This window comes from Buttiauxella sp. B2, assembly GCF_006376615.1.
Lineage (GTDB): Bacteria > Pseudomonadota > Gammaproteobacteria > Enterobacterales > Enterobacteriaceae > Buttiauxella.
Genome location: NZ_VEXQ01000002.1, coordinates 347,140 through 366,032, shown reverse-complemented (window position 1 = coordinate 366,032; position 18,893 = coordinate 347,140). Strand labels below are relative to the sequence as shown.

Genomic DNA, 18,893 nt, shown 5'->3' with positions numbered 1-18,893 from the left:
TTCTTTAAAGGGTTGGTTTGATGAGCAGCCTGTTGAGTTCAGGAATACAAGATCCGCAGTTAGTGCCACATCGTAATTTTTCGCCCAACAACGCCACCGATTGGCACCCGGTAGCGATAGCCGCAAGAATCGTTTTTTCTCCTACGCCAAAACAGCTACATACCATTGCTCCTGGACTGACGGCTGTATCTGCTGCTTTTCCGGCTAATAAACGGTGACGTTCGGCTGGCGTTTCAGGTGCGTTAGCAAAAGCTGCTGCCACGATCCCTGTATTAATTTCAGGCCAGACACTGGTTGCATAAAATGCCAGTTGTAGTTCACCGTCACGCCAGGCGAGTAAATGGTAAAACTGCCCACCACCGTTAGCCGTTTGCAATTGCCATCCTCGGCCGGTGGTCAGTGTTTCAATCCACGATTGCGCCGTACTGTCTGCAGCACAAAGAAAATGCTGCACACCGTCAGTGGCCTGGCGCCACCATTGAATATCAGCGGCAAATGCGATGTCTTCACGGGAGAAGATTTCTCCCTGCCACGCAGGTTCCCAGCGCTGAATACGCACTGCTGTTTGCTTGCTCTCGGGCTGTCCAGAATGCGGATCACACACGCTCGCCACCAGGCTGTTAACCTGCCCTTTACGGGCAAACCACTGGCTCCAGTGCATGGGTACAAACACATTTCCCGGCAGTTGGCTGTCGCTCACCAGTACTCGCGCCACCATTCCACCTAAACGCGATGCAAGTCTTGCCAGCTCGCCATGAGTGACACCGTAACGCTTCGCATCATAGGGATGAATTTCGAGAAATGGCATGTTGATATGCTGCAACAAACGCGGCACACCGCCGGTACGCGTCATGGTGTGCCACTGGTCGCGAATACGCCCTGTATTGAGGATCAACGGATAAGTGTGCTCGGCCATAGCCTGGGGCAAACCCGGTTCGACCGGTAATAACTGGAATTTCCCGTTAGGCCGCCAGCTTCTGAATGTTGCATCATTATCGCTTTTCACGGGCCAACGAACAGGTTCCAGTGCGTCATATTGCTCGCAACTCAGATTATCCAGCTCACTGATATCAAAGGCCCGCGTGCCGTTGTTCTCGTAACCCGAAAGCGCTGCATGCTCGCTGAAAATTTCACTGGGACTCTGCCAGTTGAATGCTTCGTGATACCCCAACCGTTGGGCGATTTGCGAAATAATCCACCAGTCGGCGCGTGCTTCGCCCGGAGCGGGCAAAAATGAACGCTGGCGTGAAATACGGCGTTCAGAGTTGGTAACCGTACCGTTTTTTTCACCCCAGGCCAGCGCTGGAAACCTGACTGTAGCCAGCCGCGAGGAGTCGGTTTCGCGAACCACGTCAGAGACAATCACTAATGGACAATTCGCCAGAGCTTGTGCAACGCGGGATGCATCCGGCAGTGAAACCACCGGATTAGTGCCCATAATCCATACCGCTTTCACCTCGCCACACCCAATCGCTGCAAACAGTTCTACCGCCATCAACCCTGGTGTTTGTGCGATACGCTCGCTACCCCAAAAACGCCCGAGCTTTGCGATATCCTCAGGTTCAAAATTCATATGGCTGGCAAGCTGATTCGCAAGCCCACCCACTTCACGCCCACCCATCGCATTTGGCTGTCCGGTCAGCGAAAATGGGCCGCAACCTGGTCGTCCGATTTTTCCGCTCGCAAGGTGGACATTAATAATCGCATTGCATTTATCACTACCGCTGGACGATTGGTTGATTCCCATGGTGTAGAGCGTCATCGCCCGGTCAGCCTCGTCGAACCATTGCCAGAAAGTCAGCACATCTTCCTGCGCTAATTGGCAAAAATCGGCGCATTTCGCAAGGCTCCAGTCTGCGGCTATTTTTAATGCTTCGGCTTGTCCGTCAAATTTTTCGGGCTCAAGCAATGCCCGTTGTTGTAAGAAATGCAGCAATCCGACAAACAAACCAGCATCACTACCGGGGCGTAACGCCAGGTGCAAATCTGCAATATCGCAGGTGGCGGTACGACGTGGATCGATAACCACCACTTTCATCTGCGGGCGCTGCTGTTTGGCCTGTACCAGGCGTTGATACAACACCGGATGCGCCCAGGCGGCGTTAGATCCCACCAGCACTATCAGATCCGTTTGCTCCAGATATTCATAGCTACACGGCACGTAATCTGCGCCAAATGCACGCTTGTAGCCCGTCACGGCCGACGACATACATAATCGTGAATTTGTGTCGATATTGGCAGCACCAATAAATCCCTTCATCAGTTTATTGGCGACGTAATAATCTTCAGTCAGTAACTGCCCGGAGGCATAAAACGCCACGGCTTTTGGGCCAAACTCCGCGATGATGGCGCTCAGACGATTCGCTGTTTCATCCAGCGCCGTGTCCCAGTTCACGCGCTCACCATTGATTTCCGGATACAACAAACGGTTTTCAAGACCCAGTGTTTCGCCCAGAGCCGCACCTTTCACACACAACCGCCCGAAATTTGCTGGATGCTGCGGGTCGCCATTTATCGCATAATTTCCCGCTTCGGTTTTACGAGCTTCAACTCCGCAACCGACACCGCAGTACGGGCAAGTAGAACGCACCACGCCGTTCATGATGCCTCCGCTCGCATAATCAGCGCCTGGCTACCCACCCATACGGTGCCCTGTTCAACTTTCACCGGCCAGGCGCGAACAGCCAGCTCACCGTCTTGCGTACGCCCGTCGCGCAGGCGAATACGATGTTTGTAAAGTGGCGAGATAACAATTGGCTCGCCCGACGCATCACCCAATATGCCGCGCGAAAGCACATTGGCATCGCTGCCTGGCTCAAGGTTATCGAGCGCATAGATGGCATCGCCAAAACGGAACAGCGCGATTTGCAGCTCGCCCAGGCGCGCACCAATGCCCGCCTGAGCCGGAATTGCGTTGATATCGCACACGGCTTGCCACGGCTTAACCGGAGCATTCGCTTGTGGATGAACAACGTCCGTCACCGGTTGTAATTGCCCACGCAGATTCTGTCGCTGCACTGCTTCATCCGTTTGTTCACTGTTAACGTAAGAACGGAACAGCGCGAGACTGTCTGGGTTGTTGAGCGTGGTTTGCCATTCACATTGGTAAGCATCCACCACGCTCACCATCTCTTTTTCCAGCTCTTGAGCAAGGTTAAGGCTGTCGTTGAGTATCACATCGCGGAGATATTCAATGCCGCCTTCGAGGTTATCCAGCCAGGTGCTGGTGCGTTGTAAACGGTCAGCGGTGCGGATGTAAAACATCAGCAAGCAGTCGATAGTGTGGATAAGCGTATCGCGGTCCAAATCACTGGCGAACAGATCCGCATGGCGTGGTTTCATACCGCCGTTGCCGCAAACGTAAAGGTTCCAGCCTTTGTCGGTGGCAATCACGCCGATATCTTTGCTCTGTGCTTCTGCGCATTCACGAGTACAGCCAGATACCGCCATTTTAATTTTATGCGGCGAACGCAGTCCTTTGTAACGGTTCTCAAGTTCTATCGCGAGGCCAGTAGAATCCTGCACTCCGTAACGACACCAGGTTGAACCGACGCAGGATTTCACCGTACGTAATGATTTCCCGTAGGCATGCCCAGTTTCAAATCCTGCCGTGACCAATTCTTGCCAAATAGCGGGCAGATCATCTAGACGGGCACCAAATAAATCGATGCGCTGGCCGCCGGTAATTTTACTGTAAAGCTGGTAACGCTTTGCCACCTGGCCGATGGCAATCAGCCCATCTGGAGTAATTTCCCCAGCAGGAACTCGCGGCACAATAGAATACGTGCCATCTTTTTGGATGTTGGCGAAATAGCGATCGTTGGTGTCTTGCAGCGGAAGATGGGCTGGTTTGAGCAAGTATTCATTCCAGCATGAGGCCAGAACCGAGGCCGCGAGAGGTTTACAAATTTCGCAACCGTGGCCGTGCCCGTAACGGCTAATCAGCTGTTCAAAACTGCGAATATGGTTAACGCGCACCAGGTGGTAAATCTCTTGACGTGAGTACGGGAAGTGTTCGCAGATATCCTTTTTCACTTCCACGCCCTGCTCCTGCAACTGGTATTCCATCACCTGTTTGACCAGCGCCGTGCAACCGCCACAGCCCGTAGCCGCTTTAGTACAGGTTTTAATCGCTCCGATGTCGCCAGCACCATTGCTCACCGCCGCACAAATATCCGCTTTGTTGACGTTATGGCAGGAGCAAATCTGTGCGGTATCGGGAAGTGCCGCTACACCCAAGCCTTTTGCACCACCGCCTGCCATGGTAGGCAAAATCAGGCTTTCCGGTTGCGCGGGCAATGCCATCCCGTTAAGCATCATCTGCACAAGCGTGGCGTATTCCTGGCTATCGCCCACCAACACACCGCCAAGCAATGTTTTGTTATCGGCGGAAACCACGATTTTTTTGTAGATCTGCTGTGGGCCATTGGTCCACTGGTAACTCTGACTACCGGATGTGCGCCCGTGCGCGTCGCCAAACGAGGCAACTTCAATGCCTAGTAATTTCAGTTTGGTACTCATGTCTGCACCATGGAATGCAGATTCCTGACCGGCCAGGTTTGCCGCCGCAACGCGTGCCATTTGATATCCCGGCGCCACCAGACCATAGATTTTCCCCTCCCACAGCGCACACTCCCCGATAGCGTAAATGCTGTTATCGCTGGTTTGGCAGTTGTCATTAATCACAATGCCACCGCGTTCACCCAGTTCCAGTTCGCAGCTTCGGGCCAGTGCATCCTGTGGGCGAATACCCGCAGAAAAGACAATTAAATCGGTGTCTAGCGTTTCGCCGTCAGCAAAATTAAGCTGCAAACCGTCTGCATCTGTGATCGCCGTGGTTGCTTTGCTGGTGTGTACTTGTACGCCGATGCCGCTAATTTTCTCACGAAGCATATTGGCACCCGCATTATCAAGCTGCACCGCCATGAGGTTTGGTGCGAACTCCACCACATGGGTTTCCAGGCCAAGCTGTTTGAGCGCATTCGCAGCTTCCAACCCCAGCAGACCACCACCGATCACCACGCCGCGTGTAGCATTACGCGCACGTTCAGCAATGGCGTCCAGGTCGTCGAGCGTACGGTAAACAAAACAGCCAGGAAGGTCGTTACCCGGAACGGGTGGCACAAAGGGAAAAGACCCTGTCGCCAGCACCAGTTTGTCCCAGTGAGTTTCATGACCTTCACTGTCTCGTACCAGGCGCTGTTGGCGGTCAACCGCTACAATTTTGCTCTGGCAGCGAAGTTCTATCCCATTCTGATTAAAGAAATCACCTTGCACCATGGAGAGTGATTCTGCGCTACGTCCGGCAAAATACTCTGATAGATGAACTCGGTCATAGGCCGGATGACGTTCTTCACCGAACACCACGATGTGATAGCTTTCGTGCAGTTGCAGCGTCACGCACTGTTCCAGAAAATGGTGCCCGACCATACCGTGACCAATCACTACCAACGTTGCTTTTGTCATGTCGTCATTTCCGGCAGCCACCGGCTGCTCATCAGAGTGGTATTCATCAAACAGCACGTCCGGCGTAACGGGTGTCGCGCTGAGTAAAATGTCGGTTAGCGCGTTGGCAGACGTGATATCACCCAATAGCAATGCACCAGTGAGCCTGTTGCCACACATATGCAGGCAGCGATAATGTTTTGTCAGGGGATCAAAAGCCGTGAATATGCGGGTGTCAGGTTTCTCGTTGAAAGCCCCAGCCGAAAACAGCGGAATGCCGCTGACTTTGAGACGAGTTCCACGGTCAACGTAGTGAAAATCATGCGTTGTTTCTTTACACAGGCGAGCGGCTAATACATCAGCCTGTTGCAGGCAAGGTGCAACCAATCCCCACGTTTTTCCGTCAATTTCGCAACACTCACCTAACGCACTAACGTGAGCCACAGCGCTGCGCATCTGGCCGTCAACGAGAATGCCGCGCTCACAGGAAATACCCGCGCGTTGCGCCAGAGAAACATTGGGTTTCACACCGGTGGCGATAATCACTCGTCCGGCAGATAGCACGGCACCATTACTCAACTCCACATTATTTGTATTGATGCGGGCAATGCCGCAATTGAGCTGACAAGAAATGCCACGTTCTGCGAGGTATTGTTCAAGAAGAACACCTGCCTGCTGATTAAGTTGAATATCCATCAGCCACGGCTGGCGATGAACCAACGTGACCGGAATACCACGCGCGCAAAGTGCGGCTGCGGCTTCTACACCAAGCAAACCGCCGCCGAGCACCACCACATTCCCCTGGCCATTGAGAATTGCATCAACGTCTGCCAACGTACGAAAACCATGAACGTGAGGTAACCAATGTCCATCAATCGGCGGAATAAACGGTAGAGAACCAGTAGCAAAAACAAGTTCGTCATATTCAAGCGTACGTTTGCCCGAGCGAACGGTCTGACGCTGAGTGTCCACATCCAACACCTCTTCACCCGTTAACAGCTCAATGTTGTGGGAAAGATACCAGGCAGCATCATGCAACCGCGTCGCGTTAGCGTGCTTCTCCCCTGCCAGCACTGGCGAAAGCAGAATACGGTTGTAGCTAAGCTCTGGCTCCCCGCCAAAAATGGTGATGGCAAAGCGCCTCTGGGCGCGAGCCACAATTTGCTCCACCAGACGAATAGAGGACATGCCGTTACCGATAACAATCAGACGTCGCAGCTTCATGAGCGGCTCCTCAGGCAACCTTTGGCTGTTTTTCGTACAAGAAACGCAGCACTTGCTGGCGCAGGTGGTGATAGCGGCGGTCTTCCGCCAGTTCAACGCGGTTGCGTGAACGCGGCAAATCAACATGTAACGTTTCGCCTACTGTCGCCGCCGGGCCGTTAGTCATCATCAGCACGCGGTCGGAAAGCAGAATCGCTTCGTCCACATCATGCGTGATGAGCACAATGGTGGTGTGCAGTTCCTGCTGGATGTGCATTACCGCATCCTGCAAATGGGCGCGTGTTAATGCATCCAGCGCGCCAAACGGTTCATCCATCAGCAGAACTTTAGGTTTCATTGCCAGTGCGCGGGCAATGCCAACACGCTGTTTCATGCCGCCGGAAATCTCCCCAGGGCGTTTATTTATGGCATGCCCCATCTGCACTCGTTCCAGATTGTGGATAATCCATTCGCGGCGCTCAGCGCGATTCATGGTGCGGCGAAACACCTGATCCACCGCCAGGGCGACGTTTTCAAAACAGGTCATCCATGGCAGCAGAGAGTGATTCTGGAACACCACCGCGCGCTCAGGCCCTGGGCCTGCAATTTCGCGGTTATTGCAAAGCAAACCACCTTCGGACGGCAGTGTGATCCCGGCAATTAAATTCAGCAGTGTGGATTTACCGCATCCCGAGTGGCCTATCAGGCTGATAGTTTCCCCTTCAGCAATATCAAAGCTCACGTTGTTGAGCGCTAAAAACTCGCCGCTGTCCGTGGGAAAACGCTGGCTGACATTCTGAACCTGGATGATTTTTTTCATGATTTGTCTCTTATTTTTCCCAGCTGAAGCGACGAGCCAACAGCATCAGGCTCTGTTCGAACAGCAGCCCGATGACACCGATAATCACAATTGCAATGAGGATGTTTCCAACATTGAGGTTGTTCCACTCGTTCCAAATCCAAAAGCCGATACCCAAACCCCCTGTCAGCATTTCAGCCGCGACAATCACCAGCCAGGCAATACCAATAGACAAACGCACACCGGTAAGTACCGCAGGTAATACCGCCGGGAACAAAATACGGCGCATGACCGTCCATTCGGAAAGTTTCAGTACGCGGGCTACGTTGAGGTAATCCTCAGGGATGCGCTTCACCCCCTCGGCGGTGTTAATCACCATCGGCCAGATTGAGCAGATGAAAATAGTCCAACTGGAGGCCGGCTCAGCTTTTTGAAACAACAACAGACCAATCGGCAACCAGGCCAGTGGGCTTACTGGGCGCAGCAACGCCACAATCGGATTAAACATGCGGGCGAGAAAGGTAAAGCGTCCAATCAGAAAACCTGCGGGGATCCCAACGGTTGCCGCAAGACCAAACCCGAGAGCGACGCGCTGAAGCGAGGCGAGCACGTTCCAGCCGATACCCTGATCGTTCGGTCCTGCGTTGTAGAACGGGTCGGAAAACAGCGTAATTGCAGATTCAAGCGTGCTAAGCGGTGTTGGGAAACCTTTGCTGTTCAGTGCCGCGATTTGCCACACGACCACCAGCAATCCCATACCGAGGACCGCCGGAACCAGACGCTGGAAAAAGCTCATGGTTAACTGCCGCCATTGCGGTTTACGGCGGCGAATGGTGACCGGCGAAAGTGCGATAACTTCCGCAACCTGAGCGTTGTTCGCAGGTGCTGGCGGTTTATGTGCAGGCGTATTCATATCATTCCCCTTAACGTTTAATGGCGAAACTTGCGGCGTAGGCGGCAGGATCGCTGCCATCCCAGATGCTTCCATCCATCAATGTGCTGGTGCGCATTGGGCTGGCAGGCACAGAAACATTGCCTACTGCGCCAGCAGCCTGCTGATAGATATCGATACGGTTAATGCGTTTGGCGACAGCAAGGTAATCTGGCTCGCGGTCCAACAATCCCCAGCGGCGGTGCTGGGTAAGGAACCACATGCCGTCGGAAAGCCACGGGAAGGTCACTTCACCGTCGCGGAAGAAATGCATGGAGTGATCGTCTTGCCATTTTTTGCCGAGGCCGTTGTCGTATTGCCCAAGCATGCGTCCAGTCAGCGTGTCGGCTTTGGTATTGAGGTACGCCCGCCCGGAGAGCACATTGGCGGTTTCGCGGCGGTTGTCGTCATTAGCATCAATCCAGCGTGATGCCTCGAGGATTGCGGCCACTAACGCACGCGCGGTATTGGGGTTTTGTTCAACCCAGGCGCTGCGGGTGCCCAGTATTTTCTCTGGATGATCCGGCCAGATCGATTGCGATGTGGTGGCAGTAAAACCAATACCGTCGCTGATTGCGCGCTGGTTCCACGGCTCACCGACACAAAATCCCTGCATATTGCCGATACGCATGTTCATCACCATTTGCGGCGGTGGAACAACCACTGTACGGACATCGGTGAACGGGTTAATTTCCGCCTGCGCCAGCCAGTAATAAAGCCACATGGCATGTGTGCCCGTCGGAAACGTGTGGGCAAACGTAAAACTTCCCGGCTCTTTGCTTGCCACCTGTTTTTTCAGGCTTTCCGCGTCGGTCACACCCTGCCGGGCTAAATCCATAGAGAGTGTTATCGCCTGGCCGTTATTGTTAAGTGTCATCAGGTTAGCCATCGGTAGCTGCTTGCCTGCAATGCCCATTTCTAACCCGTAGACCAGGCCATACAAGACATGAGCCGCGTCCAGTTCACCGGAAACCATTTTGTCGCGTACTGCCGCCCAGCTAGCTTCTTTGCTTGGCACAATCGAGATGCCATATTTTTTGTCGAAGCCTTTGACCGAGGCCATCACCACCGATGCGCAATCTGTAAGTGGGATAAAGCCAACCTTTACCGTGTTTTGTTCAGGTTTGTCGCTACCTGCTGCCCAAACAGCGTTCATCATACCAGGCAGTAAATACGTTCCACTTAGCGCGGCTCCCGCCTGTAGAAATCGACGACGCGAGAGGGTTATGTTTTTTGTGCTCATCGGCTTCATCCTGATAAAAGATAAAAAAAAAGCGCCCAACAATGTGGGTCAGCACATTGAAGGACGCCTTTGTCCAATCCGAATTACACCGCCATTGGCGCAATCCAGATAAAAAAGAGATTCAGTTTGTTACTGCAACTCGCGTGCCAATTTAGAAACCACGGAAAATGGGCACATTGCGGCAAATAGGGCTGTGATACGCACCACAAAAAAGCACTAAATGCCCACTCTTTGTGCAACTACTCCTTAGTGGGTAGCTGCCAGATATCTGCTACGGAAACCATCGCACTGGCGACTTCAACCATGCGTTTATTTTGGTTCATCGCCATTTTACGCAGCGTCTGCCAGGCTTGTTCTTCGCTGTAACCCTGATGGCGGATAAGCAAAGCTTTGGCCTTATCGATAACATGACGTTCTTCAAGCGAGGCCTGGAGTGATGCCAGCTGTTGCGCCATTGTTTCGAGCTGTTGTGCCTGCTGGCGTACCAACGGTAGTAGATGCCGTCCGAGATAATGCTCAACCTGGTGGTCGCTATATCCTGTTACCCAACAGGAAATATCATGTTCACTCAGTGGCGCTTGTTGTAAGGTCTGTCCAAGTGCTTGCTGCGCCTGAGCCATAACCGCGTCGATTAGTGCATCCTCTACCGTTTTCAAGGTATCAATCCTGGCCGTTAATAGCGCAAACCAACGCAATGCTCGCTGCGGTTCGTCACCATCGGGGATCAAACAAGTACAAGCCAGCCGACGTAGCTGTTCGGTTTCCCGACACGGCTCACCGCAGGCCAGGAATTTCAGGCGTAGTGGTTCGTCAGTCATGCTGCAAAACACGTCAAAACAGTGTTGCTGACTGTCGATACGATCAACCAGTTGCTGGCGTAACGTGTCGCTAAATGCACCCTGCGTAAAACCAAGCGCGCCAATTGCCCGCTCTTGACCAACCAATTCTTTTCCCTGCATAAAGCTGAACAGCGCCGCCAGCGCGCGGGCAACTCCGGCATCAGCTACCACGTTGCTGGTTTCAGGGACAATACTCAGCAAATGTCGCAGTGTGAGATTGAATTGCTCCATTGCTCTGAGCGGCGTGGTTTGCAGTTCGGCAATATCAGTACGCAGCGCCGTTAATCGTTCCAGGTAGTGCAACGCGCAGGCAAGACTGACCAACAGTGCGCTGCCAGGCAGGTAGTCAGGCTCTGCAATAGCCTGCAGGAAAAGGACAAGTTCACGGTCAACTTCTTGCGTGCAAAGTTTACGTTCTATGCCAAACAATCTTCCCGACGAACAGAGCCAGATGTTGGAAGCACCGCGCTCACGTTGTAGCATATGAGCGAGTCTGGCTATCCGTCCGGTGAGCTCGCCGATTTGCAGAATGTCCTGCAACTGTTCGCGTCCACGGGATCGAGCCGCCATTAAAAAGTCGCGGGCGGTGGGATTCACAGCGACGGTCGCCTTCATAAAACGCTCCTGAGCGGCAAGTAATGCTTCTGATAGATTCAGATAAGCAAAAATCGTGCCTTCAGGTGCAAAGGAGAAGAAATGCAGAAGATTGTGATTATTGCCAACGGGGCTGCTTACGGTAGCGAATCTCTGTTTAATAGCCTGCGCCTGGCGATTGCGCTATGCGACCAGCATCCACAACCAGAAGTGAAACTGTTTCTGATGTCTGATGCGGTGACTGCAGGTTTGCGCGGACAGAAACCGGCTGAGGGCTATAACATCCAGCAAATGCTTGAGATCCTGACTGCGCAGAATGTGCCGGTGAAACTGTGCAAAACCTGCGCTGACGGGCGTGGGATCACGGCTCTGCCGCTGGCTGATGGCGTAGAAATTGGCACATTGGTAGAACTGGCGGAATGGACGCTAAATGCCGATAAAGTTTTAACGTTCTAATCACCCACCGACTGAAACCAAATTTAATGATGGCCTGGCGCATATTTCCCGCATAAAAACTCATCTGCTGAATGGTTTCAAGAGCATCTACACTAAAGTTGAATCGTTACGGCATTTTTTGATCAAAGTCAGCATCTGTGACCCTGGGGTCTGGTGTTATGCATGAAGTGTAATTTGTGAACAACGTCACTGATTATGGGAAATGCCCAGCGGTGCGGATGTCTAACTTTGATGTGATAGCGGAGTAAAAAAATGCCAGTAGTGAAAGCAAGTCTGCATCTTTTCGGCGGTGATACCGTGGTGGTTCGCTGTTCAAACAATTGCCATATCCATTTGATGAGCGAAATAAATTCTGCGGGTAAACCTCAGGCCGATATTCTTAGCGTAGAAGATAAGCAGTCTGCGTATTTAACCGTGCCATATAGCGGAACGTGGAAGGTACTTATTGATAGCCATAGCAAGTCTCTGGAACATTCGATTAGCTACGTTGCGGCATAACTCGTTCATCCGGCTCTCAATAAGGGCCGGATGAACGTTTAGTTCTCAGGCAAATCCAGGCTGTAAATCCCCTTCATCACCTGGCAGTTGTAGCCAGGCTCTCACTTTATTTACCAATTCATCAAGACAGTCATCATGCATGCCGCGCTTCATCAATTCTTGTTCCAGCGAGAACAGATACTGTGCGTTAGTGCCCAGTGGGCCACTGGCGGCGGCAATCAACGGTGCAATTATTTCAGCTCGCGTATCGGCTTCGTAGAGCGGATGGCGCGGGTCCATGATAAACACCAGCGCATTCACTACACGACTATCATCAAGCTCGAGTTTGCACCAGGTGGGTAAATAACAACCCGTGATCATTTCGCGCTTCCACACCAGCGTCAACTCGTCTTCGAGAATCGATTCGGGTATACGATAGGCAAGCCCTGTCGTACGGCCACCTTCTTTCAGCGCCAGCATGCGACCAGGCTGACACGCAGTGCCACGCCCTGCCGTTAAACGCAGACAAAAAGCACGATGCCAGCCGACGAGCGTTCCCGCCGCCGACTCTTCATATTCAAATGCAGGGTTCCACATTAAGGAACCATAGCCAAAAATCCACACTGAACTGCTATCGGGACGACAGGCAAGCGTTGCGGCTAATGAAGCCGAGCGCTGCTCAGAGGTCCACAACAACGATTCCTCAATGGAACCAAAAGCTGTCTTACAATCCGCTTTCATTAAGAAATCACGCGTTAACACCATACACCTCCGCCACTGCATACTTCCTTGTGACTACGTCAGATGCGCCTTCCGGGCTTTTTTTGCTCCATAACCTCAGTAATTCGAGTTGCAGCCAACCCATTGTGACTCGAACCAGGACGGTTATTTATAGAGCAGCATATCTATGAACATAAGCAATCAACGGGACGCTGGCAAGTTTGATGACGATCACAAAACAATAAAAATGTCATATTAACTTGCCATACTGAGGAGTATTGCGGCGTTTGAACATCAATATCAATACATTATGTAGGGTTTATGTTTTCTTGTGCCATTTATCGTCATCACCTTTTTGGTAGCCGTGTTTCACCGCCGACCAGGCAACTTTATGGGCCGTTTCTTCTCGACTGGCATCATCACGACGGTCTTCTTTGTCTTTGTATTCATCCCATGCGTTGTTAAATGCCTCTTTGTAAATATCCTGGGCATGGGCAGGAAGTGTGTTCTGAATGCTTTCCGGGAGGTCGTTGCGGTTTTTATAGGGCATCACGTCATCTCCATTTGGGTAAAACTCAAGTGTGGAACATCAAATCCGCTTCTGCCAAAAAATATCAATTATTGATTTTATGAAAACGATATCTTGATGTTTTAGTTTAGGTAATTATTGAAAACATCGTTTTTCATACATCAGTAATAGTATTGTTGTATAAGCGGTAAAACTGAGTAAATTTCTGCAGAGAATTACCATTCTTTGCTATTTTAGCGGGGTTTTCATGTCCGACTATAATGAATAAATAGCTTAACACCTGCACAGATGGAGAAGTACTTTGACAAAAACTCAACATGAGGCGGTGAAAACCCGCCATAAGGAGAGTTCCCTCATTTTCCCGGCATTGGCGCTGGTCGTACTGGTGATGTGGGGAGGAAGCCAGTCTTTGCCAGCGGTTGTTGGGATAAACATTTTAGCCCTGGTGGGTATTTTAAGTAGCGCCTTTAGCGTTGTTCGTCACGCCGATGTACTCGCCCACCGTTTGGGTGAACCTTACGGCTCCCTTATTTTGAGCCTTTCTGTTGTTATTCTTGAAGTCAGTCTAATTTCCGCGTTGATGGCGACCGGTGATGCCGCGCCGACACTGATGCGTGACACGCTGTATTCCATCATCATGATTGTGACAGGTGGTCTGGTCGGTTTCTCATTACTGTTGGGTGGCAACAAGTTTGCGACTCAATATATGAATCTGTTTGGTATCAAACAGTATTTAATTGCCCTCTTCCCGCTGGCTGTGATTGTGCTGGTGTTACCCACCGCACTACCAGGTGGCAACTTTACGACCGGACAGGCATTAATGGCCGCCGCTATTTCAGCAGCCATGTATGGAGTGTTCTTGCTCATTCAGACGAAAACACACCAGAGCTTGTTTGTTTATGAGCATGAAGATGAGTCTGATGACGATGACCCGCATCATGGTAAGCCTTCGGCGCACAGCAACACATGGCATGCAGCATGGCTTGTCGTGCATCTGGTGGCTGTTATTTCGGTAACCAAAATGAACGCTGCGCCACTGGAGTCACTGCTGACAACATTGAACGCTCCGGAGCAATTTACCGGCTTCCTGATAGCATTGCTGATTCTCTCCCCTGAAGGTTTAGGGGCATTGAAAGCGGTATTAAGTAACCAGGTTCAGCGCGCAATGAACCTGTTCTTTGGTTCCGTGCTGGCGACAATTTCACTAACAGTACCTGCGGTTACGCTAATTGCTATGCTGACCGGCAATGACCTTACCTTTGGATTGGGGGCACCGGAATTAGTGGTGATGCTCACCTCACTCGTGCTGTGCCAGATTTCGTTCTCAACCGGGCGCACCAATGTGCTGAACGGCACTGCACACCTTGCGCTGTTTGCCGCTTATTTGATGACGATTTTTGCCTGATAAACCTGAGGCGTAAAAAAAGCCCTTATCTTGCGATAAGGGCTTTTTACTATCTGAACTTTAAAGCTTACTTGCTGGTGTCCAGCGGCTCGAAATTCTTCACCAGATCGTCAATCGCTTTAATTTGCTTGAGGAACGGCTCAAGTTTCGCCAGTGGCAATGCAGATGGGCCATCACAACGCGCTTTGTCTGGATCTGGGTGCGCCTCAATAAACAGACCAGCAAGGCCAGTTGCCATACCGGCACGCGCCAGTTCAGCAACCTGAGCACGACGACCACCTGATGCTGCGCCAAACGGGTCGCGGCATTGCAGTGCGTGAGTCACATCGAAAATCACTGGTGCACCATTAGAAACTTGTTTCATTACGCTAAAGCCCAGCATGTCGACAACCAGGTTGTCATAACCGAAGTTCGCACCACGGTCACACAGGATAATCTGGTCATTGCCACCTTCATGGAATTTATCAACGATGTTACCCATTTGGCCTGGGCTTACGAACTGTGGTTTTTTCACGTTGATCACAGCACCCGTTTTGGCCATGGCTTCAACCAGGTCGGTCTGGCGAGCAAGGAATGCTGGCAACTGAATCACATCAACAACATCAGCAACAGGTTGCGCCTGGCTTGCTTCATGAACGTCAGTGATGATTTTCACGCCGAAGGTTTGCTTCAGTTCCTGGAAAATCTTCATCCCTTCTTCAAGGCCCGGGCCACGATAAGAGTTGATGGATGAACGGTTGGCTTTATCGAAAGACGCTTTGAAGACATATGGGATGCCCAGTTTCTGGGTCACAGTGACGTAATGCTCACAAATACGCATTGCCAGGTCGCGTGACTCCAGTACGTTCATGCCGCCAAACAGCACAAACGGCAGGTCGTTTGCGACGTTGATATCACCGATGCTGACCACTTTCTGTTTCATGTTTTCGCCTTATTCAGATTGCCCGTCATACTTCGAACTGCAGGGGTGTTGGCGGCACTCACTTACTCCAGTCACTTACTAAAGTAAGTGACTGGAGATAAGCTCCCTGCCGCCTAACTGCAACTCGAATTATTTAGGGCTAATATAATTACCCGTTATTCTTAATAATGGGTCTTAATGCAAAGTAATTTGCTTTTGCGAAATAGCGTTAATTTGCGCTTTGATCATCTCGCTTATCGGATCTTCCGGGCACTGTTCAACAAAATAGTTGAGGTCGGTGAGTGCCACATGTTCGCAATCGAGTTGAGCATAAATCAAACCTCGGTCGCGAATCTCATAAGGATCTTCCGGATTAAACTGCAGCAAAGCTTCGCTGGTACGCAATGCCAACTCCATCTGACGTTCTTCCATCAGAGCGGATTTCATGGTGTCGAGCAATTTACGCACCACTTCCGCGTTGTCAGCTTCATCTAAATCTTCGTCAAACAGTTCCGCAGTCGGCCCAACATTGCCTTTTAACCAGACTTCAAGCGTATGCTCGTTAAGCGTGTCGCCGTTGAATGGGTTAATCAGCCACATTTCACCGTCCATCCAGTCACCGCGTAAAATCAGCTGCGTCGGGAAAATAACCGGATTTAACGGGATATCGAGGCGCTCGGCTATCCACAATAAAATGGCACCCAACGACACTGCACTCCCCTGGCGTTTTGTCAGCACGTTATCAAGCCACAACGCATCAGATAAACGATAGACACCGCTCGCATCTTTGAAACCCCAAGGGCCGTAAAACAGTTCGATTAATTTTTCGAGTTGCACATCCTGATGCTGACCTTCGCAAATCTCTTCACGAGCAAGGCTCGCCAGGTTTTCCAGTTGTACACGCACTTCTTCTGCCGGGAAATCATCACGGATCAGTTGCGAGACTAAAATCATGCCCTCGCACAACGGCGCCTGATTGAATTCGAAATCGGCTAACGACCTCATGACTTACCCCAGTAATGGTATTTTTGTAGTGGCGAGTTTAATGATGATGTAAAGCACCACCAGCGCCAGCAGAAAGGCAAACCACCGAACCTGCTGACTGCGTGGGCGTTTGCCCAACACGATAAACCCTAAAACGATATAGATAATAACGCCAAATAGTTTCTCAGTCAGCCATGCACCTTGTGGCGTGAAAGGATAAAAATGCGTGATCATCACAAGAGCTACGCCACTCACCAGCAGCACGGTATCATTCACATGCGGCACAATGCGCACCCAGCGCTTGTTTGACATGGCTGAACCGCGGTATTGCCACCAGTAGCGTAAAACGAACAGGCTCACGGAAATGAAAACCGTGAGGATATGCAAATGTTTGAGCGCGAAGTAAGTTGCCATTTAGCTCGGTTCCTTATCTTTAAAAATAGCGTCCTACTGTCAGACGGTCATTACCACCGTAATCCTGACAGCTTTGTATCTCGGTATATCCGGCATCAGCAAACAATTCGCGGGTCTGCACAGCCTGCTGCCAACCGTGTTCGAGCAACAACCAACCACCAGGCTCCAGGAAGTCTCGCGATGACTCAATCAGTGTGCGTAAATCGGCTAAACCATGGTTATCAGCCACCAACGCACTGCGCGGTTCAAAGCGAACATCACCTTGCGAAAGATGAGGGTCTTCGCCATCAATATACGGTGGATTACTAACAATCAACGCATAACGCCGTGTATTGAGCGCACTAAACCAGTTGCTTTGCAAGACCTCAACATTGGTTATTCCGAGGCGGCTCGCATTATCGCGCGCAAGTTCGACGGCTTCCGGAATCAAGTCAAGTGCCGTAATGTCACAATCAGGGCGTTCACTGGCAATAGCCAAAGCAATAGCACCGGTTCCTGTGCCTAAATCCAGCACAGAACATGGTGTTGCAGGCATTCTGGCAAGCGCTTGCTCGACGAGGCATTCCGTGTCCGGACGCGGGATAAGCGTCACGGGCGAAACCCGCAACGGAAGCGACCAAAATTCACGTTCACCCACCAAATGCGCGATAGGTTCACCCTTCATTCTTCGAGCCAGCAAAACGCTTAGCTCTTGCTGTTGCTCGGCTGTCAGTTTGGTTTCACCAAAGGCCAGAATGAAAGTACGCGCTTTTTTGGTGACATAACCCAGCAGGATTTCCGCGTCACGACGTGGGCTTTCACTTTCCTGAAGCTGGGCTATGGCTTGCTGTAGCCAGTATTTAAAATCCATTAATCCTGCTCAGACAGCGCCGCTAACTGGTCTGCCTGGAACTCCTGCACGATAGGTTCGATAAGCGCGTCGAGTTTCCCTTCCATCACTTCATCCAGACGGTATAACGTCACGTTGATGCGGTGATCAGTCACGCGGCCCTGCGGGAAGTTATAAGTACGGTTGCGGTCTGAACGGTCGCCACTGCCAAGCAAGTTACGACGTGTAGACGCTTCTTCCTGATGACGTTTTGCCATTTCAGCAGCGCGAATACGCGAGCCCAACACGGAAAGCGCTTTGGCTTTGTTTTTATGCTGAGAACGTTCGTCCTGACATTCCACCACGATACCAGTTGGTAAGTGGGTAATACGGATTGCAGAATCGGTGGTGTTAACGTGCTGACCGCCCGCGCCCGAGGAACGGAAGGTGTCGATACGCAAATCACCTGGGTTGATATCTGGCAAGTCCGCTTCAGGGATTTCTGGCATCACCGCAACGGTACAGGCTGACGTATGAATACGCCCCTGAGATTCAGTCGCCGGAACACGTTGAACGCGATGACCACCGGATTCAAATTTCAGACGGCCATAAACGCCGTCGCCGCTAATTTTGGCGATCACTTCTTTGTAGCCGCCGTGCTCGCCTTCATTGGCACTCAGAATTTCAACTTTCCAGCGACGTGATTCCGCGTAACGGGTGTACATACGGAACAGGTCACCGGCAAAAATAGCCGCTTCATCACCACCGGTACCAGCACGAACTTCAACAAACGCATTGCGCTCGTCGTCAGGATCTTTCGGTAGCAATAATACTTGCAGTTGCTGTTCTAATTCTTCGCTGTCGCTTTTCGCCTGGTTCAATTCTTCTTGCGCCATTTCGCGCATTTCCGGGTCATCAAGCATGCTTTGTGCGGTTTCAATATCTTCCTGAACCTGGCGCCATTGCAGGAAGCAACGCGAAACGTCACTTAACTGAGCGTATTCACGCGACAGCGCGCGGAAACGATCCTGGTCGGCAATTGTGGCAGCATCACCAAGCAGAGCCTGAACTTCTTCATGGCGCTCTTGCAGGGCTTCTAGTTTGGCAACGATAGAAGACTTCATGGGCGGTGTTTCACCTTGTAA

The 18,893-nt window shown here is 51.5% G+C and carries 16 protein-coding genes; 3 read left to right on the top strand and 13 right to left on the bottom strand.

Annotated features, from left to right (window positions below):
• Positions 1-4: 4 nt before the first annotated feature.
• From FH968_RS04945 to FH968_RS04920, 6 genes are all read right to left on the bottom strand, one after another.
• Complete coding sequence (locus FH968_RS04945) at positions 5-2,602, bottom strand: nitrate reductase (protein WP_139878001.1); 2,598 nt, start codon at positions 2,600-2,602, stop codon at positions 5-7.
• Positions 2,599-6,669 carry a nitrite reductase large subunit NirB gene (nirB, locus tag FH968_RS04940; protein ID WP_139877998.1) on the bottom strand — a complete coding sequence of 1,357 codons (4,071 nt, stop codon included), beginning with the start codon at positions 6,667-6,669 and terminating at the stop codon, positions 2,599-2,601. The genes FH968_RS04945 and nirB overlap by 4 nt, the downstream gene beginning before the upstream one ends.
• Positions 6,670-6,679: 10 nt before the next feature.
• The gene (locus tag FH968_RS04935) at positions 6,680-7,468 is read right to left on the bottom strand and encodes an ABC transporter ATP-binding protein (protein ID WP_139877996.1); all 789 of its coding nucleotides are present in this window, start codon (positions 7,466-7,468) and stop codon (positions 6,680-6,682) included.
• Between the two features lie 10 nt (positions 7,469-7,478).
• Entirely contained in the window at positions 7,479-8,360 is an 882-nt protein-coding gene (gene ntrB / locus FH968_RS04930; RefSeq protein WP_139877993.1) for a nitrate ABC transporter permease, read from the bottom strand.
• Between the two features lie 10 nt (positions 8,361-8,370).
• On the bottom strand, positions 8,371-9,621 hold the full coding sequence (locus FH968_RS04925) for a CmpA/NrtA family ABC transporter substrate-binding protein (RefSeq protein WP_139877991.1): 1,251 nt from the start codon (positions 9,619-9,621) through the stop codon (positions 8,371-8,373).
• A gap of 239 nt (positions 9,622-9,860) precedes the next feature.
• Positions 9,861-11,075, bottom strand: coding sequence for a nitrate- and nitrite sensing domain-containing protein (locus FH968_RS04920; RefSeq protein ID WP_139877989.1), 1,215 nt, complete (start codon positions 11,073-11,075; stop codon positions 9,861-9,863).
• A gap of 81 nt (positions 11,076-11,156) precedes the next feature.
• Here FH968_RS04920 and FH968_RS04915 point away from each other — a divergent pair, with 81 nt between their 5' ends.
• Positions 11,157-11,510 carry a DsrE/DsrF/TusD sulfur relay family protein gene (locus FH968_RS04915; RefSeq protein ID WP_139877985.1) on the top strand — a complete coding sequence of 118 codons (354 nt, stop codon included), beginning with the start codon at positions 11,157-11,159 and terminating at the stop codon, positions 11,508-11,510.
• Between the two features lie 252 nt (positions 11,511-11,762).
• A complete protein-coding gene (locus FH968_RS04910) occupies positions 11,763-12,008 on the top strand; it encodes a DUF1883 domain-containing protein (RefSeq protein ID WP_139877982.1) in 246 nt (81 codons plus the stop codon).
• Between the two features lie 45 nt (positions 12,009-12,053).
• On the opposite strand, the gene FH968_RS04905 is transcribed toward FH968_RS04910, so the two are convergent.
• Entirely contained in the window at positions 12,054-12,749 is a 696-nt protein-coding gene (locus FH968_RS04905) for a gamma-glutamylcyclotransferase (protein WP_139878049.1), read from the bottom strand.
• A 277-nt stretch (positions 12,750-13,026) separates the two neighbouring features.
• Positions 13,027-13,257: a putative cation transport regulator ChaB gene (gene chaB / locus FH968_RS04900; protein ID WP_139878048.1), complete on the bottom strand. Its 231-nt coding sequence runs from the start codon at positions 13,255-13,257 to the stop codon at positions 13,027-13,029.
• A 280-nt stretch (positions 13,258-13,537) separates the two neighbouring features.
• Here chaB and chaA point away from each other — a divergent pair, with 280 nt between their 5' ends.
• Positions 13,538-14,641 carry a sodium-potassium/proton antiporter ChaA gene (gene chaA / locus FH968_RS04895; RefSeq protein WP_139877980.1) on the top strand — a complete coding sequence of 368 codons (1,104 nt, stop codon included), beginning with the start codon at positions 13,538-13,540 and terminating at the stop codon, positions 14,639-14,641.
• A gap of 67 nt (positions 14,642-14,708) precedes the next feature.
• Here the strand turns inward: chaA and kdsA are convergent, their stop codons facing one another.
• From kdsA to prfA, 5 genes are all read right to left on the bottom strand, one after another.
• Complete coding sequence (gene kdsA, locus FH968_RS04890; protein WP_139877978.1) at positions 14,709-15,563, bottom strand: 3-deoxy-8-phosphooctulonate synthase; 855 nt, start codon at positions 15,561-15,563, stop codon at positions 14,709-14,711.
• A 174-nt stretch (positions 15,564-15,737) separates the two neighbouring features.
• Complete coding sequence (sirB1, locus tag FH968_RS04885) at positions 15,738-16,547, bottom strand: invasion regulator SirB1 (protein ID WP_139877976.1); 810 nt, start codon at positions 16,545-16,547, stop codon at positions 15,738-15,740.
• Between the two features lie 3 nt (positions 16,548-16,550).
• Complete coding sequence (gene sirB2, locus FH968_RS04880) at positions 16,551-16,940, bottom strand: invasion regulator SirB2 (protein ID WP_139877974.1); 390 nt, start codon at positions 16,938-16,940, stop codon at positions 16,551-16,553.
• 19 nt (positions 16,941-16,959) lie between these two features.
• Positions 16,960-17,790, bottom strand: a complete 831-nt coding sequence (gene prmC / locus FH968_RS04875) for a peptide chain release factor N(5)-glutamine methyltransferase (protein ID WP_139877972.1) — start codon at positions 17,788-17,790, stop codon at positions 16,960-16,962.
• Positions 17,790-18,872 (bottom strand): peptide chain release factor 1, encoded by a 1,083-nt coding sequence (prfA, locus tag FH968_RS04870; protein ID WP_139877970.1) that lies wholly within the window; start codon positions 18,870-18,872, stop codon positions 17,790-17,792. The genes prmC and prfA overlap by 1 nt, the downstream gene beginning before the upstream one ends.
• Positions 18,873-18,893 lie beyond the last annotated feature (21 nt).

What these genes read in the sequence shown, in the direction of transcription:
- FH968_RS04945 (WP_139878001.1), bottom strand. Translation starts at nt 2,602, where the DNA reads ATGAACGGCGTGGTGCGTTCTACTTGCCCGTACTGCGGTGTCGGTTGC.
- nirB (WP_139877998.1), bottom strand. Translation starts at nt 6,669, where the DNA reads ATGAAGCTGCGACGTCTGATTGTTATCGGTAACGGCATGTCCTCTATT.
- FH968_RS04935 (WP_139877996.1), bottom strand. Translation starts at nt 7,468, where the DNA reads ATGAAAAAAATCATCCAGGTTCAGAATGTCAGCCAGCGTTTTCCCACG.
- ntrB (WP_139877993.1), bottom strand. Translation starts at nt 8,360, where the DNA reads ATGAATACGCCTGCACATAAACCGCCAGCACCTGCGAACAACGCTCAG.
- FH968_RS04925 (WP_139877991.1), bottom strand. Translation starts at nt 9,621, where the DNA reads ATGAGCACAAAAAACATAACCCTCTCGCGTCGTCGATTTCTACAGGCG.
- FH968_RS04920 (WP_139877989.1), bottom strand. Translation starts at nt 11,075, where the DNA reads ATGAAGGCGACCGTCGCTGTGAATCCCACCGCCCGCGACTTTTTAATG.
- FH968_RS04915 (WP_139877985.1), top strand. Translation starts at nt 11,157, where the DNA reads ATGCAGAAGATTGTGATTATTGCCAACGGGGCTGCTTACGGTAGCGAA.
- FH968_RS04910 (WP_139877982.1), top strand. Translation starts at nt 11,763, where the DNA reads ATGCCAGTAGTGAAAGCAAGTCTGCATCTTTTCGGCGGTGATACCGTG.
- chaB (WP_139878048.1), bottom strand. Translation starts at nt 13,257, where the DNA reads ATGCCCTATAAAAACCGCAACGACCTCCCGGAAAGCATTCAGAACACA.
- kdsA (WP_139877978.1), bottom strand. Translation starts at nt 15,563, where the DNA reads ATGAAACAGAAAGTGGTCAGCATCGGTGATATCAACGTCGCAAACGAC.
- sirB1 (WP_139877976.1), bottom strand. Translation starts at nt 16,547, where the DNA reads ATGAGGTCGTTAGCCGATTTCGAATTCAATCAGGCGCCGTTGTGCGAG.
- sirB2 (WP_139877974.1), bottom strand. Translation starts at nt 16,940, where the DNA reads ATGGCAACTTACTTCGCGCTCAAACATTTGCATATCCTCACGGTTTTC.
- prmC (WP_139877972.1), bottom strand. Translation starts at nt 17,790, where the DNA reads ATGGATTTTAAATACTGGCTACAGCAAGCCATAGCCCAGCTTCAGGAA.
- prfA (WP_139877970.1), bottom strand. Translation starts at nt 18,872, where the DNA reads ATGAAGTCTTCTATCGTTGCCAAACTAGAAGCCCTGCAAGAGCGCCAT.